The sequence below is a fragment of the Flavobacterium sp. genome, assembly GCF_043720215.1.
In the GTDB taxonomy this organism is placed as follows: Bacteria; Bacteroidota; Bacteroidia; order Flavobacteriales; family Flavobacteriaceae; genus Flavobacterium.
The window spans coordinates 1-17,308 of the sequence record NZ_JAYSSZ010000014.1; the positions used below are offsets into that span (position 1 = coordinate 1).

Here is a 17,308-nt window from a genome sequence, read left to right on the forward strand (position 1 = left end):
TGTTTTGTGGTGTCCAACCACCATTGGTTCCAGGTTTCCAACTTATTAGGTCTTTTATTTTATTATAGTAAAATGTCTGAGAAAGTTTTATTTTTTGAAACGAAAATACATTTCCAACCTCAGCTTGATAAGAACTTTCTACTTTTAGGTCTGGATTTCCCTGATCTGAAGTTCCTTCCCAATACAAATCATTGAAAGTAGGGATTCTGTAATTTCTAGAAAGATTAATTTTTACAGTATACCAGTTATCCAAAAAGCAAGAAGTTCCCGCAGAAAATAACAACGGGCTTTTGTAATTATCTGTAATTTCTTGACGAATCCCAAACTCATTTTGCCATTTCTTACCTAACTGTTGTTTGACTAATACTGCTGCCGACCCAATTTTTCGTATATTATTGCCAAAACTTGTACCGAAACCCCTGGTTTGATTATAGTCTATAATTGTATTAATTTTTAAAGATTTTAACAATTGATAGCTCAAATCTAATTTTGCAATGGCACTTTCAGATTTACCAAAGCTAAAATAACGACTCGCTATATTTCCAAAATATTGATATTCTTCAACAATATAAGCCGATTTAAGATTGGCCGAAAATTTATCAAAGTTACCTTCATACTCTAATAAGTTACGGCTAAAACTGTTTACATACTTTGTTTTTGTATCGGATTCGGATACCAAAGACAAATGCCTGTCGGTATTTGAGGTTTGACTGTAAAATTTAATCAAATTAGTTGAATTAATTTTATACCCAATATTAGCATTTAAACTCGTATTTAAATATTCTCCGTTTAAGTTTTTTCTTTGCTCTCCTTTCCAAGTAAATAGTTTAATATAAGGATATTCATTCTTAGACTCATTGTAAGAAAAACCAATTTGAGCACTCCATTTTTCGTTAGACAGGAGCGATTTATAGTTTATTCCAGAAGTATCAAAACTACCGTAAGACAATTGTAGGTTATTAGTAAATTGTTTTTTGAAACTCAAATTATTGTTTAAATGCACACTTCCACCCACGGCACCACTACCATAAATGACACTTCCACCTCCAGCTTTAACACTGATTGAAGAATAATCGTTTGAAGTTATTGTATTAAAATCGGTGCTACCATTAAGTTGCGAATTAATATTTATTCCGTTCCAAATCACGGCTGTTTGTGCCGATGTTGTTCCTCTAAATGAAACCGTAGATAGCATACCACGACCATATTCTTTAAAATAAATCGAACTATTGTAATTGAGTAGATCAGTAAGCGAAGATTGATTTTTACTGATTATCGAATCGTTTAAAACCAGGATAGATTGAGATTTATTATTGGTTTTCAAGTAAGGATCTGATACAACAACTTCTTTTAAAATAGTTATAGTATCGTTTTGTGCCATAACTAATTGGCAAACCAAAATGGAGAAGAATAAAATGTATTTTCTTAAAGTCATAATTTCAGAATCTCTTTTCCCGAAGATTCGATATTTGTTAAGAATTGAGGCAGGTCTCCTGGCTTGCGTCTTGTTGTTTACCTTCCCATCTCAAAATGATAGACAGTGGTTTGTAGATAACAACAAGCTTTGTAGCTTACAGTTGCGGGAACAGCTTTGGTATTTATCCAAATTCCCTTTTAATTCCTTTCTTTTTTAAAAAAAAGTTAGAAACCTTAATTCGAGTGCAAAGATAATTGCATAAATATTAATAACACAATTTTTTCAAGCTTTTTAAATATATTTTTAAATTATAATCAACATTACTCTAGTTAAACTAACTTTTTATTATAAATTGATCTTTTTTACTTCCCCAAAATCAACTTTATTTTGAAAAGCATCCTTCAATGATAAATTAGAATTTTTACACAAAACACTTCTAATAACTCCAGCGTGTGTTATAATTACAATTGATTTTGAATGTTTTGCTTTTTTTATTTCGTCAAAAAAAGTATTTACCCTTTCGTATAATTGTACGAAGGATTCACCATTTGGCACAGATACATTTACAAAATCTTCCATCCAAGGATTCAGCATTTCTAACGGAATATCATTCCATTTTTTTAGTTCCCACTCGCCAAAATTCATTTCCATTAACCGTGAATCAGTTTTATAATTGCCTTTTGAAATATAATTAGCTAATATTGTACATCGTCTCAAAGGACTAGAATATACGATTGCATCTGAAGGAATTTCTGTTTTTATAGATTCGAAAAGAGATAAATAATCTGCTTGAATTTCTACATCTGCTTGACCGTAACAGATGCCTTTTTCGCAAACCGTTTCGGTATGACGGACTAAATAAATTTCCATATTCCTATAATTGACAGATAAAAAACAACTTCACACACTTGTTGCGTGGCTCCTAAACAATCGCCCGTGTAACCGTCAATCCATTTCTGGAAATAGCGCGCTAGAAAAAAACGAGCTATAATTACAGGAATAATTGACAGTAAAAATTGCCATTGAAAGTAAGACAAAAATAGAAGCGGCATTAATCCAAAAAAGAATGCACCCAATACTTCTCGCCAAGTGTAACTTTGGGCAATGGGTTTGCTTTTACTCGTAGCATCATCTCGGGAATATTGGTGTGTAAAAACAATAGAAATTGCAGCTAATCGACTTAAAGCATGAGCAGAAACGAAAAGTAGAAGATTACAGATTGTAGATTGGGAAGACAGTGTAGAAAGTGATTCAAACTTAAGTAAAAACAATAATACTAAACCAATTGCTCCATAAGCCCCAATGGCGCTATCTTTCATAATTATCAAGATTTTTTCTTTGGTCCAACCACCTCCAAAACCATCACAAACATCAGCAAAACCATCTTCGTGAAAAGCACCTGTGGTTAGAATTCCTGCAATAATCGCTAGAATAATCGCTATATCATTAGATAAGAGAATAGATGAGAAATAATAGACTGCAAAACTTATCACACCTACAATCCAACCAATAAAAGGAAAATACCGAGAAGCTTTGTTCAGATAATCTGGATTATGATCGATGTTTTTCGGACACGGAATTCGAGTATAAAACATTAATGCGGTAAAAAATATGTGAATTTCTTTTTTCATTTTTTATAATTACAACTGAATACTAAATAAACTTTCCAGATTAATTTTGACTTACTCCTGCGCTTTCAAAACTTGCCATTTCATTTAAAAATGCCACTGCAGATTGAATTATTGGAAATGCCACCGCACAACCTGTTCCCTCACCTAGTCGCAAATCGAGTTGTAAAATGGCTCTTGCATTTAAATAATTTAGCAATTTTATATGTGCCTGCTCGGCAGATTGATGACAAAATATAGCATTTTTTATAATTTCATGATTCTTTTTAAATGCAATTAAAAAAGCGATGCTGCAAATAAATCCGTCAACTAGAATCAACATATTATTGTTATAGGCTTCAAGCATTCCTCCAGCCATTTGTATAATTTCAAATCCGCCAAAATAGACTAATTTGCTATTCAAATCATCTGAACCTTTATAATTTTCAATTGCTCTTCGCAGAATTTCATTTTTGAACAGTAATTTTTCATCATTAACACCCGTTCCTTTTCCTACGCAATCTTCAATTGGTAATCCTAAAATAACACTCATTAAAACCGAAGCCGTTGATGTATTACCAATTCCCATTTCGCCAAAACCAATGCAATTACTTCCAGTTTTTGCAATAGTATTAACAATCTGACTTCCTTTAGCAAAACACAAATCGAGTTCGGTTGTACTCATTGCTGCACCGTGTAAAAAAGACTGTGTTCCTTTTGCTATTTTTGCTGAAATTAAATTGGAATTCGTCGAAAAATCATAATTTACCCCAGAATCTACAATAGACAATTGAATATTGTGTTGTTTACAAAATACATTTATCGCCGCTCCACCTTCTAGAAAATTAGTAACCATTTGTCTTGTTACGTCATGTGGATACGCACTCACGCCATGATTTGCAATACCGTGATCGGCGGCAAAAACTATGATATTAGGTTTTGTTATTTTAGGCTCTAATGTTTGAAAAACAGTTGCAATTTGTTTGGCTAAAATTTCTAAAACTCCTAATGAACCTGTTGGTTTTGTTTTGTTGTCTATTTTAAATTGTAAAGCTTCTTCAAATTCAGTTGAAATAGCCTTTTCTATTTTATTACCAACCAACTTAATTTTCGAGTCTTTTTTATGAAGTATTGAAATTTCTTCAACAGATGGTATTTCTTCTTTTTGCTTCCAATTCAGTTGTTGCAACATGGGTTGGTTATCATAATTCGTAGCAGGTTTACCTACGCAGAAATACCCCAAAGGTTCAATATTTTCGGGCAAACCCAATAATTCTTTAAACTCATAATAATTTAAAATTGAAACCCAACCCATGGAATAGCCTTGTTCCGTAAGGGAAAGCCATATATTTTGTGCTGCGCAAACCGCACTAAATTTTATTGCTTCGTTACTACCGACTGTTCCAATAGTGAAATTATTCAGAACAGAACGATCATAACAAATCACAAGTCCTAGTGGTGCTTCTTCAATCGCTTCAAGTTTTAACGCTTGGTATTGTGATTTTTGTTGTTCGCTATCGGTTAGATTTATTGCTTTTTTGTCATAATTCAAAAACAACTCTTTGATGGCTTTCTTAATTTCTGCTGACTTTATAAGATAGTATTTTGTAGCATCTGTCAAACCCACAGAAGGTGCCCAATATCCCGCTTGCAATGCTTTTTCAATGACCACATCGGGAACTTCATCATTCGTAAAATGGCGAGTGTCGCGACGGGATTTTAAAATTTCATCTAAATCAAACATGGTCATCTAATTATTGTTAATTTCCTTTTATCGTTGCAGGAATGCCAGAAATCATCAATACAACGGTATCAGCTTTTTTGGCTAAATATTGATTCATCCAACCTTGTAATTCGGTAAATTTCCGCCCAATGTGAGTGTCGGCATGAACACCCATTCCTATTTCATTGGTAATGATAATAATGGTTGTGTCTTTCTGATTGGCGATGCCATCGAATTCGGATTTGGCTTGTTCCAAACACAATTCTACATCGTTTTTATTATCCACAAAAAAGTTGGTTAACCAAAGCGTCACGCAATCAATAACGGCAACTTTTCCCGAAAAATAAATTTCGCTCAGGTGTTTCTCTTTTTCAATATTTGTCCAGCGGTCGTCACGATCTTTTTGATGACGGTCGATTCTCTTTTGGAAATCATCATCCCATTTTCGAGCTGTTGCTACATACATTGGGTTTTCAGCTAATTCTTTTGCCAAATTTTCGGCATAACTGCTTTTTCCTGAGCGTTCTCCGCCTGTAATTAAATAAATCATTTTTCTTTACTTTTTAAATCCATAAGGACAATGTCGGCATCCATTGGCGCAACAATGTCCTCTTTTGAGATGAAACCAAGCTTTAAAAACATAGTTTCCATTCTCGATATAATAATCAATTCCTTCTAAAATATTAGTCGTTTTTGGTAAGTCTTTCGCTATATTATCAGGAGCATTTTCAGGTGTTATGGTCGCTACATACTCATCAATTTTTGATGAACATGATATTTTAAAACAATTCGAACACAAACAATCTACCACTTCTGAGGGAATAAAAATAGGTGGAAAATCATTACACCAACATTTGCTTCCTTCTGGCGTATCACCACAATTAAAAGGCGTCCCACACGAAGAACAGTTTTTTACTCGAATAGTATTTAGAAAAATTTCTGCCATTACATTACTTTTTCAGTAGTATGAAAAGGCAAATATTTGTGTTTTAATTTGCTTGGAACTTCAAAAAGAGTTGGATGAAAAAGTGCTGCTAACAACTCAATTCCATCCACAACAGTGGTACTGGGTTGGGTAAACATATCGGCATCAGCCATAAAAACAGCATTATTTTGAACTGCTTTTAGATCGTTCCAACCTTCTAGTTGTGTTAGTTCTTCTATCTCTTGGCTGGATCTTTCTACCTCAAACCCGCAGGGTGCAACAACTAAAACTTCTGGGTTATACAAACGAATTCGATCCCAATCTGTAACAATAGAATAGCCCGACGGGTTCGAAAGCATATCAATTCCTCCTGCTTGGGATATTTGATAAGGAATCCAATGACCGCAATTGTATATTGGATCGAGCCATTCCAAAACCATAACTCTTTTTAATGGCGCGTTATTTTTGCGAAGCGTATCTAGAATATAATCGGTTCTAATTTTAAGTTTTACAAGTAATTCATACGCTCGTTCTTCCTTGCCAAAAGCCTTGGCAATAGTAATTGCATTTTCGTAAATATCATCTAAATTCCGCGGGATAAGCGGGATTAATTCTGGTTCTTTCGTTAATTTATAAATGGAACGAGCCACGTGACTGGTGTCTATCTGACAAACATCACATACGTCTTGGGTAAAAATAATATCGGGAGAGATCGATTCTAACAAAGTGTCGTCAATGTAATACAAACTCTTTCCCTGCGCCTTAGATTGTGAGACAATTTGGTCTATTTCCTTGCTCGTATGATTGTTTCCTTCAAGGCAGGAACGAACTACTTTTGGCTTATCCGAAGGACATTCGAAAGTAACACCAACCAACTCATTTTCAAGTCCCATTTCATAAATCATGGAAGTAGCAGCAGGTAAAAAAGAACAAATTTTTAGCATCGTCAATGTATCTTTAAGAATTATTTTTTGATTATTTGCATTTAAAAAAGTAAGAACAAATATAGTAGTTATGAATGCAATTGTTGAGTAAAAATGTTATTTATCTTTTAACGGTATTTTTAAATTGATTCTGATTATAAAAAAATTATAATTTACCTTTGTCATAAAATTTTCAAAAAAAATGAATCTAAATCCTGTTAAATTATCCTTTTTTGTATTGATTTTAATGCTAATTGGATGTAAGAAAAATGAAGAAAATAGAACTAAAACAGCTGAAATTGTTGGAAATTTCGTCACGTATTCAAAAAGCTTAGCAATTTTTAAACATGAAGGATATTCAGTAGTAAAAGTTTCGAATCCTTGGCCTAACGCTAATAAAAGTTTTACTTATATTCTAAAAGAAAAAAACGGAATCATTCCTGATAGTTTACAAAAATATACTACAATTACTGTTCCTTTACAATCGATTGTAGTGACCTCAACAACCAATATTCCTTTTCTGGAAATGCTTGGTGTCGAGAAATCATTGGTAGGTTTTCCGCATACGGATTATGTTTCATCAGAAAAAACTAGAAAATTAATTGATGCTGGTTTGATAAAAAACGTAGGTCAAAACGAAAAATTAAATATGGAGCGTCTCATCGATTTGGCTCCTAATCTTATTGTTGCTTTTGGAGTAGACAACAATAACCCAATGATTGATAATTTACAAAAAAGCGGCCTAAAAGTACTAATTCAGGCCGATTGGATGGAGCAATCACCACTTGGAAAAGCCGAATGGATAAAACTTTTTGGTGCACTTTTTGGCAAAGAAAAAGAAGCTAAAACAATTTTTGATAATATTGTAAAAGATTATAACACTGCTTTACTATCCGTTCAAAATAGTAAGGCAGAAACATCGGTTCTTTATGGCTCTATGTATCAAGATCAATGGTTTGTAGCCAAAGGAAACAGTTGGGTAGCACAATTTATGAAAGATGCAAAGTCGAATTATCTATGGAAAGACCTTGAAGGAACTGGTAGCCTGGGATTATCATTTGAAAACATTTTGGACAAGGCAAAAAATGCAGGATGTTGGATTGCCGCTGGACATTATGAATCATTAGCCGAATTGGGAAAAAGCAATCCTCACTATAGTCAGTTTGATGCGTTCAAAAATAAAAATGTTTATACTTTTGAATCAAAAGTAGGAGCAAGAGGCGGAACTATTTATTATGAATTAGCTCCAAGCCGCCCTGATTTGGTATTAAAGGATTATATCAAAATTTTTCATCCAGAATTATTACCTGATTACACATTAACTTTTGCTCAAAAACTGAATTAAATTGCCTAATAACAATCGAAATATATTCCTTTTTCTAACACTTCTTATTGGAGCAATATTGTTGTTTTTTATCAACATTAGTTTGGGTCAAGTTTTTATTCCTTTCAAAGAAATTTTCAAAAGCCTAACAGGCTCGCAAGCCAGCAAAGAAACTTGGGAATATATTATTTTTAATTATCGATTACCTAAAGCTATTACAGCTATTTTAGTCGGAATGGGATTGTCTGTTTCTGGATTATTAATGCAAACTTTATTTAGAAATCCATTAGCTGGTCCTTATGTTTTAGGTCTTAGTTCAGGTTCGAGTTTAGGTGTTGCTTTTGTCATTTTAGGCGCCAGTTATTTACCAACTTTTATTGCCGAATATTTTTTGTCGCCTTACGGAATTATGCTTGCTTCTTGTTTGGGAAGTTTGTTAGTTCTATTTTTAGTTTTGTTAGTTTCAAAACAATTGCGAGATACTGCTACCATTCTCATTGTGGGACTTATGTTTAGTAGTTTTGCTGGTGCAATAGTTAGTGTTTTAACTTATTTTTCTTCGGCAGAACAATTACAAAAATTCACTTTTTGGTCTATGGGAAGTTTGGGTAATTTATACTGGAATCAAATTGTAATTCTTCTTGTAGCAGTAACAATTGGATTGTTTTTAAGTCTTTTGAATATTAAAGCTTTGGACGCATTATTATTGGGCGAAAATTATGCCCGAAGTATGGGAATAAATTTCAAAAAATCGAAATTTATTATCATCATAGCAACGAGTATTTTAGCTGGAAGTATTACTGCATTTGCAGGACCAATAGCTTTTGTCGGACTGGCAGTTCCACATATTGCAAAAATGGTTTTTCACACGAGCAATCATTGGATTTTATTTTGGAGCACTTTGCTTTTTGGTGCTATTATCATGTTATTTTGCGATATGGTTTCACAAATGCCAGGAACAAATATTACTTTACCTATAAATGCGATTACTTCTATAATTGGTGCGCCAGTGGTTATTTGGTTGTTGGTCAGAAAACGAGGTTTTAATTAAATGGAAAACGTAAAAAACATACTACATACTTCAAATTTAAGCATTGGATATAAATCCAAAAAAAAAGTTGTGGTTATTTCCGAAAACCTTAATTTAAATTTTAAGGAAGGCAAACTCATCACATTAATTGGCGCGAACGGTATAGGCAAATCAACATTATTGCGAACATTAACAGGAATTCAAAAAGCTATTTCTGGAGACGTTTTTTTAAATAACAAATCGATTGAGAGTTATGACAACCAAACATTAGCTCAAAACTTAAGCGTGGTTCTTACCGAAAAATTACCTCCCAGTAATTTGACTGTTTACGAATTAGTAGCACTCGGAAGACAACCCTATACCAACTGGATTGGAAAACTTTCTGCCGTTGATATTCAAAAAATAAACGAAGCCATACAACTTACAAAAATTAATCATTTATCAGATAAGAAGCATTTCGAAATTAGCGATGGTCAATTGCAAAAAGTACTAGTTGCAAGAGCTTTAGCACAAGATACACCTCTTATTATTCTTGATGAGCCAACCACACATTTAGATTTATTACATAAAGTTTCACTTTTTAAATTACTAAAAAAACTCACAAAAGAAACAGGAAAATGCATCCTTTTTTCGACTCATGATATCGATTTAGCTATTCAATTGAGTGATGAAATGGTGGTAATGACTAGAGAAAAAATAATTCAAAATGAGCCTTGTAATTTAATTTCTGATGGTACTTTTAATACCTTATTTAAAGACGAAAACATTATTTTTGATGACCAAAGAGGTAAATTTATTTTTAAATAATTAGCATTTATTTCACATCCGTTGAATTTAAAATATTTGTAATTTTACATAAAATTAAATTTTTTTAAGATGAAAAACTTATTCTTTACTTTATTCTTAGTGGCAGCTATCTCTACTCAAGCACAATTAAAACCTGTATCTTATTTAGACGGAAATCAAAAACTAGAAGGACAGTTAGCCCAGCCTAAAAAAACTCTAAAAAATAAAGCCGGAGTATTAGTTTTACCAGCTTGGATGGGAATTGAAACCAATGCAAAAAATAATGCTACCGAATTAGCAAAACTAGGATACATTACCTTTGTTGCTGATATTTATGGTGTTGACAAAAGACCAACAAACACAAAAGAAGCTGGTCAACTAGCTGGTTATTTTAAAACTAATTATTTAGAATATCACAAAAGAATTCAATTAGCATTAGATCAATTAATAAAAGCTGGTGCAAATCCTGATAAAATTGCCATTAGTGGATACTGTTTTGGTGGAACTGGAGCATTAGAAGCTGCTAGATCTAATTTTAAAGTTAATGGTGTGGTTTCTTTTCATGGTGGTTTAGGCAGAAATGCTTCAAGAATAATCGAACCTATTAATCCTAAAGTTTTAGTACTTCATGGTGCTGATGATTTTTTCGAATCAGATGCAGAAATCAAATCTTTTCAGGACGAAATGCGTACTGCAAAAGCCGATTGGCAAATGGTTTATTATGCCGATGCTGTGCATGCTTTTACACATAAAGACGCTGGAAATAACAAAAGCTCTGGTGTAGCTTATAACGAAAAAGCGGATAAACGCTCTTGGCGTGCGATGTTAGATTTTTTTGATGAGATTTTTGGAAAATAATTATTTAAAATTAATCTGCCTTCTCGCCTCGCCTACTACAAATGCTACAGAATTAGCAATATTATAACTCCTAATCTTATCAGACATAGGAATAGTCAAATGATTTTCGAATAAGTTTAAGACTTCTTTGCTTAGTCCTACACTCTCCTTACCAAAAACCAACCAATCTCCTTCTTGAAATTCGGCTTCATAATACGATTTTTCAGCATGGGAAGACATTAAGAATACTCTCGATTTATCTGAAATTTGGTCTATCCATTCTTGTGTGTTTTGATATTGATTCCAATCTAAATGTACCCAATAATCTAAACCAGAACGTTTCAGGTTTTTATCATTAATTTCAAATCCAAATGGATGAATCAGATGCAAACGATTACCTGTTCCTACACACAAACGACCTATATTACCTGTATTATTAGGGATTTCTGGTTCTACTAAAACAATATTTAACATAATTGGTTGATTTATTCGGTTATTTTGAATGTAGCTACTTCCAAAACTTCTCCAGCTTGTATATTGTTTAAATGTACGTTTCCTATACGAACTCTTACCAATCGTAACGTAGGAAAACCAACAGCTGCAGTCATTTTTCGTACCTGACGAAATTTTCCTTCGGTTACTACAATCGAAGCCCAAGACGTTGGACCATGACGCTCGTCACGAATTTTCTTTCCACGTTCTCCAAAGTTAGGAATTTCATTAACAATAAAAGCTTTGCAAGGTTTAGTACTATATTTTATGCCTTCAAAACCTATCTCGACTCCATTTTGAATTTTTTCTATGGCTTCTTCATTAATAATTCCATCAACTTGAACATAGTATTCTTTTTCGACTTTTTTGCTACGAACTATTTCGCTCATTTTACCATCGGTTGTCAGCAATAATAAGCCTTCCGAATCTTCGTCTAATCGACCAATAGCCATGATTCCTTCAGGAAAATCGTGCAATTCTCCAAGCAATTTTTTCTTTCGTTTTAGTTCATATTTAAACTGAGATAAATATCCGTAAGGTTTATGAATGATAAAATGTTGGTGAATAGTCATTTTGCAAAAATACATTTTCATTTTATTACTTTTCAAAATAATAAATTGATTTTATTCCCTATTTTTACATTTCAAAATTCAATCAATGTCAGACACAGTTTTAGTACTATTTTCATTTATAATTGCTCTTGCGATTGGAATTTTCATTGGTAAATTAATTTTTTCGGCAAAATCTCAATCAGAAAAAAATATTTTAGAAGAAAAATTAAATGCATTAAAAGAACAATCGATAATTGAGAAGATTTCTTTCGAGAAAAATTTACTTCAAATTAATACCGAGAAAGAGCAAATTCGCACCGAAAAAGAGGTTTCAAATATTCAACTCGCCAAAAAAGAAGCCGATTTCGATTCTCTTTTAGAAAAAAATAAAGATCAAAAACAAGAAGTCGAGCAATTACAAGAAAAATTCACCAAAGAGTTTGAGAATCTTGCTAATAAAATTCTAGAAGAAAAAACAAACAAATTTACCGAACAAAATAAAGAGAATATGAAAAATATTCTTTCGCCTTTGCAAGACAAAATTCTTCATTTTGAGAAAAAAGTAGAAGACACACACAAAGAAAGCATCGACTATCATGCCGCTTTACGTCAGCAAATATTGGGATTAAGCGAAATGAATGCACAAATGAGTAAAGAAACCCTAAACCTTACTAAAGCCTTAAAAGGCGACAGTAAAATGCAAGGTAATTGGGGAGAATTAGTCTTAGAACGTGTACTAGAAAAATCAGGATTAGAAAAAGGTCGCGAATACGAAGTACAACAAAGTTTTACAACCGCTGAAGGCAATCGTGTTTTTCCAGATGTGGTGATTAATTTACCCGATGGGAAGAAAATGATCGTCGATTCGAAAGTAACTTTAACTGCTTACGAACGCTATATAAACGAAGACAATGACGATTTGAAAGCACAACATTTAAAAGATCATGTGCTTGCCATAAAACGCCATGTAGAACAACTAGGTGATAAAAATTACCATGATTTATACCAAATAGAAAGTCCGGATTTTGTACTTTTATTTATCCCAATGGAACCTGCTTTTGCATTGGCACTAAACGAAGACACGACTTTGTATAACAAGGCTTTCGAAAAAAATATTGTGATTGTTACACCATCAACATTATTAGCTACATTGCGAACTATTGACAGCATGTGGGCAAACCAAAAACAACAAGAAAACGCATTAGAAATTGCACGTCAAGCTGGAGCATTGTATGATAAATTTGAAGGTTTTGTTGCAGATTTAATAAAAATTGGTAAGAAAATTGACGAAAGCAAAGTAGAATATTCTGGCGCCATGAACAAATTGGTAGAAGGCAAAGGAAACCTGATTACTAGTGTCGAAAAACTAAAGAAAATGGGCGCTAAAGCAAAAAAAGCTTTGCCTGAAAACATAATAAATAGAGCCGAAACAAACGAAAACAACCAATTAAATTAAACTTATGAGAAAAATTATTTTTATCCTTGTTGCACTTATAATTCTGGGGATTTCTGGTTACTTTACGGTCATGTATTATGCTACTTTTAGTGAAGGTTATCGCTCTGGTGAATTAATTAAAATTAGCAATAAAGGAATTGTTTTTAAAACCTGGGAAGGCGAACTTAGTCAAGGAATTGCAGGTGCTCAGATTTTCAAATTTTCTGTTATGGATAGCGAAGAGAAAGTTATTCAACAAATGAAAGACTTGCAGGGAGAATATGTAAAAGTAACTTATGTAGAGCGTTACAGAACGTTTCCATGGTGGGGAGATACAAAATATTATGTAACTGAAGTTGAAAAAGAAGATTCGCCATTTAAAGTCAAGTAAATGAATACTGTTTTCAAAACCGTAAAAGAATCAAAGGTTACCATTTCTGAGTTGATGCTACCCTCGCATACCAATTTTTCGGGCAAAATACACGGTGGTTATATTTTGTCTTTATTGGATCAGATTGCTTTTGCTTGTGCCTCAAAATTCTCAGGCAATTATTGTGTAACTGCTTCGGTAGATACTGTCGATTTTCTGAATCCTATAGAAGTCGGCGAACTTGTAACTATGAAAGCAAGTGTAAATTATGTAGGTAAAAGCTCAATGATTATTGGCATTCGAGTAGACGCAGAAAATATTAGAACTGGAAAAATAAAACATTGTAATTCTAGCTATTTTACAATGGTATCTAAAGACACTGATGGAAAAAACGCCTTAGTTCCAGGACTCATTTTATCAAATTATGTCGAAATTCGTCGTTTTTATAATTGTATTAAGATGATTGCTGTTAGAAAAGAAAAACAAGAACACGAAGAAATTTTCGATTTCAAATCTGATGAAGCATTATTAAACCTAAACAAATACAACGTTCAGGTTGAGATAATTAAGTAATTATTTATTTTAGTAGCAAATTTAATAATCAACTAGTTTTTTTTCTATATTTGAGAATATTCTAATTTAAATATGAAAAAACGATACTATTATAGTACCTACATTTTATTAATCTCTTTTTTACTACAATCATGTGGCGAAGACGACTTATATATTCCTATAGCACCTCCAGCAGTTGTTGTAAATTTAGCTGAAGTTCCTTACCCAAAATTATCCGATTATCATTTTTTTAATGGAGATATAAAAAACCAGAATCCATCATTAAATGTTATCCCTTATGAGCCTGCAAGTAGTTTATTTGCAGATTATGCACACAAAAAACGTTTTGTTTGGTTGCCTAGTGGAACAAAAGCAACTTATAATGGAGATGACAATGTTTTTGAATTCCCAATTGGTTCCGCTCTAATAAAAACATTTTATTATGAAAATGTACAACCTTCAAATACAACAAAAATAATAGAAACTCGAGTTTTAATCAGAAAGTCTGATGGCTGGAAAGCTTATGGTTATATCTGGAATAATGACCAAACTGAAGCAACATTAGAAACAACCGGAAATGGTGTTTTTGTACCTATCACTTGGATTGAAAATGGTGTTACAAAAAGTGTAAATTACAAAACACCAGCACAAACCGAGTGTTTGACCTGCCACAAAATAAACCCTAGTCATTCAGCTGGAGGAGAAATTACAATACCAATAGGAGTAAAACCTCAAAATTTAAATACTAGCTACAACTACAGCGGAACTTCACAAAATCAAATTGAAAAGTGGAAAAGTATTGGTTATTTAGGAAATGATGTTCCAGCGACTATAAACTCGGTTGTAAACTGGCAAGATATTAGCCAATCATTAGAATTAAGAGCTCGCTCTTATATTGATATTAATTGCGCACATTGCCACAGAGAAGGTGGTCATTGCGATTATACTCCGCAAAGATTCAATTTTAGCAATACAAATTTACTAAGTTTTGGAGTTTGCCTAACACCAATATTTAATATCCCTAATAATCCTTTTGTAATCAATGGAGGCAATGCAAATCAGTCGGAAATGATTTATAGAATATCATCAACAGCTGGTGCAGAAATGATGCCAATAATTGGTAGAACTATAGTTCACGAAGAAGGAGTTCAACTTATGAAAGATTGGATAAACTCCTTACCTGCAAACTGTCGTTAAAACTAAATTACATCAAAAATTATTAAAATGAAAAAAATTACTCTCTTTTTAATTTCGTTTTTTGGTTTTCAATTATCCAATGCACAAAACACTTGTGCTACCGCAACACCCGTAGTAGCCGGTACATTTATCGTAGGAACTCTTGATGGTACTGCACCAACTCTTTTTTGCTCAGCGACAGGAAACGCAACGCTTGGAGAATGGTATACCTATACTCCTACTGCAAATTATACAGTTACTATAACCACAGATTTGGCTATAAACACTGGTGGCGACACGCGTTTTCATGTTTATACTGGAACTTGTGCATCGCTAACTTGTGCTTCAGGTGATGATGATAGTGGCACTATTGGCAATGGTTATTTATCGATTGCAACATTTAATGTAACTGGAGGAACAACTTATTATATTGCTTTTGACAATAGATGGAATGCTGCTGGATTTACTTGTCAAATAATAGAACAGCCTCTTGTTGTACCACCTATTAGTTTTACAACACAAACAATAGCAACGAGCTCAAGCATATGTAGTGTGGCTGATATGAATGGTGATTATCTTGATGATATTGTAACGGTTGGAACCAATCAGATGACAATCTTGAAACAATTAGTTGGCGGGGGTTTTAGCACAACAAATTATGCATTACCAGCATTATCTACAACACCTAGTTGGAGCATTGCTTCAGGTGATTTTGACAAAAATGGTTATAATGATTTAGTTTTTGGAGGTGGTAGTAGACTAACAATTATTAAAGCTAATGGAACTGGAACTGGTTATACAGAGTTGCCATATCCTGAAAATATTTTCACACAAAGAACAAATTTTATAGATATAAACAATGATGGTCATTTAGATTTATTTGCATGCCATGATGTTGCGCAAAGCCATGCTTATAGAAATGATGGAATTGGAAATCTTATATTTGATACTGCTTTTTATCCTACACTAGCTGTGGGAGGAAACTATGCTTCTATTTGGACAGATTATGACAATGATGGCGATCAAGATATGTATCTAGCAAAATGTCGTGGCGGAGCACCTATAGGAGATCCGCAAAGAATCAATCTTTTATATAAAAACAATAGAATAAGTGCAACACCATCTAATACTTATACAGAATCTGGAGCAGCTGCAGGAGTAAATGACGGAGCTCAGTCTTGGTCTACTGCAATAGAAGATTTTGACAATGATGGTGATATGGATTTCTTACTTTCTAATATTTCTGACACTAATAAATTTTACAGAAACAATGGTGATGGAACGTTTACAGACATTTATGCAACGACAGGTATAGATGCACAAGTAGGTTCGTGGGAATTACAAGCTGGCGATTTTAATAATGATGGATTTGTAGATTTTCTTTGGCAAAACAACAAACAAATTTATATTAACAACGGAAATCTAACTTTTACTGGATATACTTTACCTTTTAATGAAGGAGGTATTGCCGATTTAAACAATGATGGATTCTTAGATGTTCAATTTGGCAGTAACATCTACTATAATGTTCCCAATGCAAATAAATGGATAAAAATAAACTTACAAGGGATACAAAGTAATAGAAACGGAATTGGAGCTAGAGTAGAAATTTACGGTGCATGGGGGAAACAAATTCGTGAAATTCGCAGTGGCTCAGGTTTTAGCCATCAAAGTAGTTTAAATGCATATTTTGGTATTGGAACTGCAACAGGAATCACTCAAGTTATTATAAGATGGCCATCTGGAATTGTAGATACCATAAATAATCCTACAGTAAATCAAGCTTTGTTAGTAGTTGAAGGTGCGACATTGGGTATAAACGAATTTACAAACGCTTCATTTAGCGTTTACCCAAATCCGGCTAAAGATATTTTAAATATTAAGCTAAAAACTGATAGTTCTATAAAACTGGCTCAAGTATATAACTTAACAGGGAAATTAGTTTTAGAAATGGATGTTAAAAACGACATAATTTCTGTTGAATCTCTAAGTACTGGAACTTATATTCTTTTATTAAGAGATCAAGATGGAAAAGATTATTCTCAAAAATTTATTAAAGAATAGTGACTAGTCCTAAATAATCGATACAGATTATTAGACAAAAATAGATAAATTAAACAGCACCAAAAACGTTTTTGGTGCTGTTTTTAGTTTTATAGG

Annotated in this window: 18 protein-coding genes and 1 riboswitch; of the genes, 9 read left to right on the forward strand and 9 right to left on the reverse strand. The window is 33.0% G+C overall.

Annotation, left to right across the window (positions count from 1 at the left end; all coding sequences use genetic code 11):
• From ACHZC3_RS00610 to ACHZC3_RS00640, 7 genes are all read right to left on the reverse strand, one after another.
• A partial coding sequence (locus tag ACHZC3_RS00610) for a TonB-dependent receptor plug domain-containing protein (RefSeq protein ID WP_394757943.1) occupies positions 1-1,435 on the reverse strand: 1,435 nt, incomplete at its 3' end.
• A gap of 30 nt (positions 1,436-1,465) precedes the next feature.
• Positions 1,466-1,668, reverse strand: a riboswitch (cobalamin riboswitch).
• Positions 1,669-1,762: 94 nt separating this feature from the next.
• A complete protein-coding gene (gene cobC / locus ACHZC3_RS00615; protein WP_394757944.1) occupies positions 1,763-2,287 on the reverse strand; it encodes an alpha-ribazole phosphatase in 525 nt (174 codons plus the stop codon).
• On the reverse strand, positions 2,272-3,048 hold the full coding sequence (locus ACHZC3_RS00620; RefSeq protein ID WP_394757945.1) for an adenosylcobinamide-GDP ribazoletransferase: 777 nt from the start codon (positions 3,046-3,048) through the stop codon (positions 2,272-2,274). The genes cobC and ACHZC3_RS00620 overlap by 16 nt, the downstream gene beginning before the upstream one ends.
• Positions 3,049-3,088: 40 nt before the next feature.
• Positions 3,089-4,768, reverse strand: a complete 1,680-nt coding sequence (cobT, locus tag ACHZC3_RS00625; protein ID WP_394757959.1) for a nicotinate-nucleotide--dimethylbenzimidazole phosphoribosyltransferase — start codon at positions 4,766-4,768, stop codon at positions 3,089-3,091.
• A gap of 16 nt (positions 4,769-4,784) precedes the next feature.
• Positions 4,785-5,297 carry a bifunctional adenosylcobinamide kinase/adenosylcobinamide-phosphate guanylyltransferase gene (gene cobU, locus ACHZC3_RS00630; RefSeq protein WP_394757946.1) on the reverse strand — a complete coding sequence of 171 codons (513 nt, stop codon included), beginning with the start codon at positions 5,295-5,297 and terminating at the stop codon, positions 4,785-4,787.
• A gap of 6 nt (positions 5,298-5,303) precedes the next feature.
• Positions 5,304-5,693, reverse strand: a complete 390-nt coding sequence (locus ACHZC3_RS00635; RefSeq protein ID WP_394757947.1) for a DUF5522 domain-containing protein — start codon at positions 5,691-5,693, stop codon at positions 5,304-5,306.
• Entirely contained in the window at positions 5,693-6,616 is a 924-nt protein-coding gene (locus tag ACHZC3_RS00640) for an ABC transporter substrate-binding protein (protein ID WP_394757948.1), read from the reverse strand. Before ACHZC3_RS00640 ends, ACHZC3_RS00635 begins: the two co-directional genes overlap by 1 nt.
• Before the next feature lie 181 nt (positions 6,617-6,797).
• Here ACHZC3_RS00640 and ACHZC3_RS00645 point away from each other — a divergent pair, with 181 nt between their 5' ends.
• The 4 genes from ACHZC3_RS00645 to ACHZC3_RS00660 all read left to right on the forward strand — a co-directional run bounded on the left by ACHZC3_RS00645 (position 6,798) and on the right by ACHZC3_RS00660 (position 10,593).
• On the forward strand, positions 6,798-7,940 hold the full coding sequence (locus ACHZC3_RS00645) for an ABC transporter substrate-binding protein (RefSeq protein ID WP_394757949.1): 1,143 nt from the start codon (positions 6,798-6,800) through the stop codon (positions 7,938-7,940).
• A 1-nt stretch (position 7,941) separates the two neighbouring features.
• Entirely contained in the window at positions 7,942-8,970 is a 1,029-nt protein-coding gene (locus ACHZC3_RS00650; protein ID WP_394757950.1) for an iron chelate uptake ABC transporter family permease subunit, read from the forward strand.
• Positions 8,971-9,756 carry an ABC transporter ATP-binding protein gene (locus ACHZC3_RS00655; protein ID WP_394757951.1) on the forward strand — a complete coding sequence of 262 codons (786 nt, stop codon included), beginning with the start codon at positions 8,971-8,973 and terminating at the stop codon, positions 9,754-9,756.
• A 69-nt stretch (positions 9,757-9,825) separates the two neighbouring features.
• Positions 9,826-10,593, forward strand: a complete 768-nt coding sequence (locus ACHZC3_RS00660) for a dienelactone hydrolase family protein (protein WP_394757952.1) — start codon at positions 9,826-9,828, stop codon at positions 10,591-10,593.
• On the opposite strand, the gene ACHZC3_RS00665 is transcribed toward ACHZC3_RS00660, so the two are convergent.
• Positions 10,594-11,046: a tRNA (cytidine(34)-2'-O)-methyltransferase gene (locus ACHZC3_RS00665; protein WP_394757953.1), complete on the reverse strand. Its 453-nt coding sequence runs from the start codon at positions 11,044-11,046 to the stop codon at positions 10,594-10,596. It abuts the gene before it with no gap.
• 11 nt (positions 11,047-11,057) lie between these two features.
• Entirely contained in the window at positions 11,058-11,630 is a 573-nt protein-coding gene (locus ACHZC3_RS00670; protein WP_394757960.1) for a pseudouridine synthase, read from the reverse strand.
• 91 nt (positions 11,631-11,721) lie between these two features.
• On the opposite strand from ACHZC3_RS00670, the gene rmuC reads away from it, so the two are divergent.
• From rmuC to ACHZC3_RS00695, 5 genes are all read left to right on the forward strand, one after another.
• Positions 11,722-13,071: a DNA recombination protein RmuC gene (gene rmuC, locus ACHZC3_RS00675; RefSeq protein WP_394757954.1), complete on the forward strand. Its 1,350-nt coding sequence runs from the start codon at positions 11,722-11,724 to the stop codon at positions 13,069-13,071.
• A gap of 4 nt (positions 13,072-13,075) precedes the next feature.
• The gene (locus tag ACHZC3_RS00680; protein WP_394757955.1) at positions 13,076-13,441 is read left to right on the forward strand and encodes a 6-phosphogluconate dehydrogenase; all 366 of its coding nucleotides are present in this window, start codon (positions 13,076-13,078) and stop codon (positions 13,439-13,441) included.
• A complete protein-coding gene (locus ACHZC3_RS00685) occupies positions 13,442-13,993 on the forward strand; it encodes an acyl-CoA thioesterase (protein ID WP_394757956.1) in 552 nt (183 codons plus the stop codon).
• 72 nt (positions 13,994-14,065) lie between these two features.
• Positions 14,066-15,169 carry a hypothetical protein gene (locus tag ACHZC3_RS00690; protein WP_394757957.1) on the forward strand — a complete coding sequence of 368 codons (1,104 nt, stop codon included), beginning with the start codon at positions 14,066-14,068 and terminating at the stop codon, positions 15,167-15,169.
• Positions 15,170-15,196: 27 nt separating this feature from the next.
• Positions 15,197-17,212 carry an FG-GAP-like repeat-containing protein gene (locus tag ACHZC3_RS00695; protein WP_394757958.1) on the forward strand — a complete coding sequence of 672 codons (2,016 nt, stop codon included), beginning with the start codon at positions 15,197-15,199 and terminating at the stop codon, positions 17,210-17,212.
• The last annotated feature ends 96 nt before the right edge of the window (positions 17,213-17,308 follow it).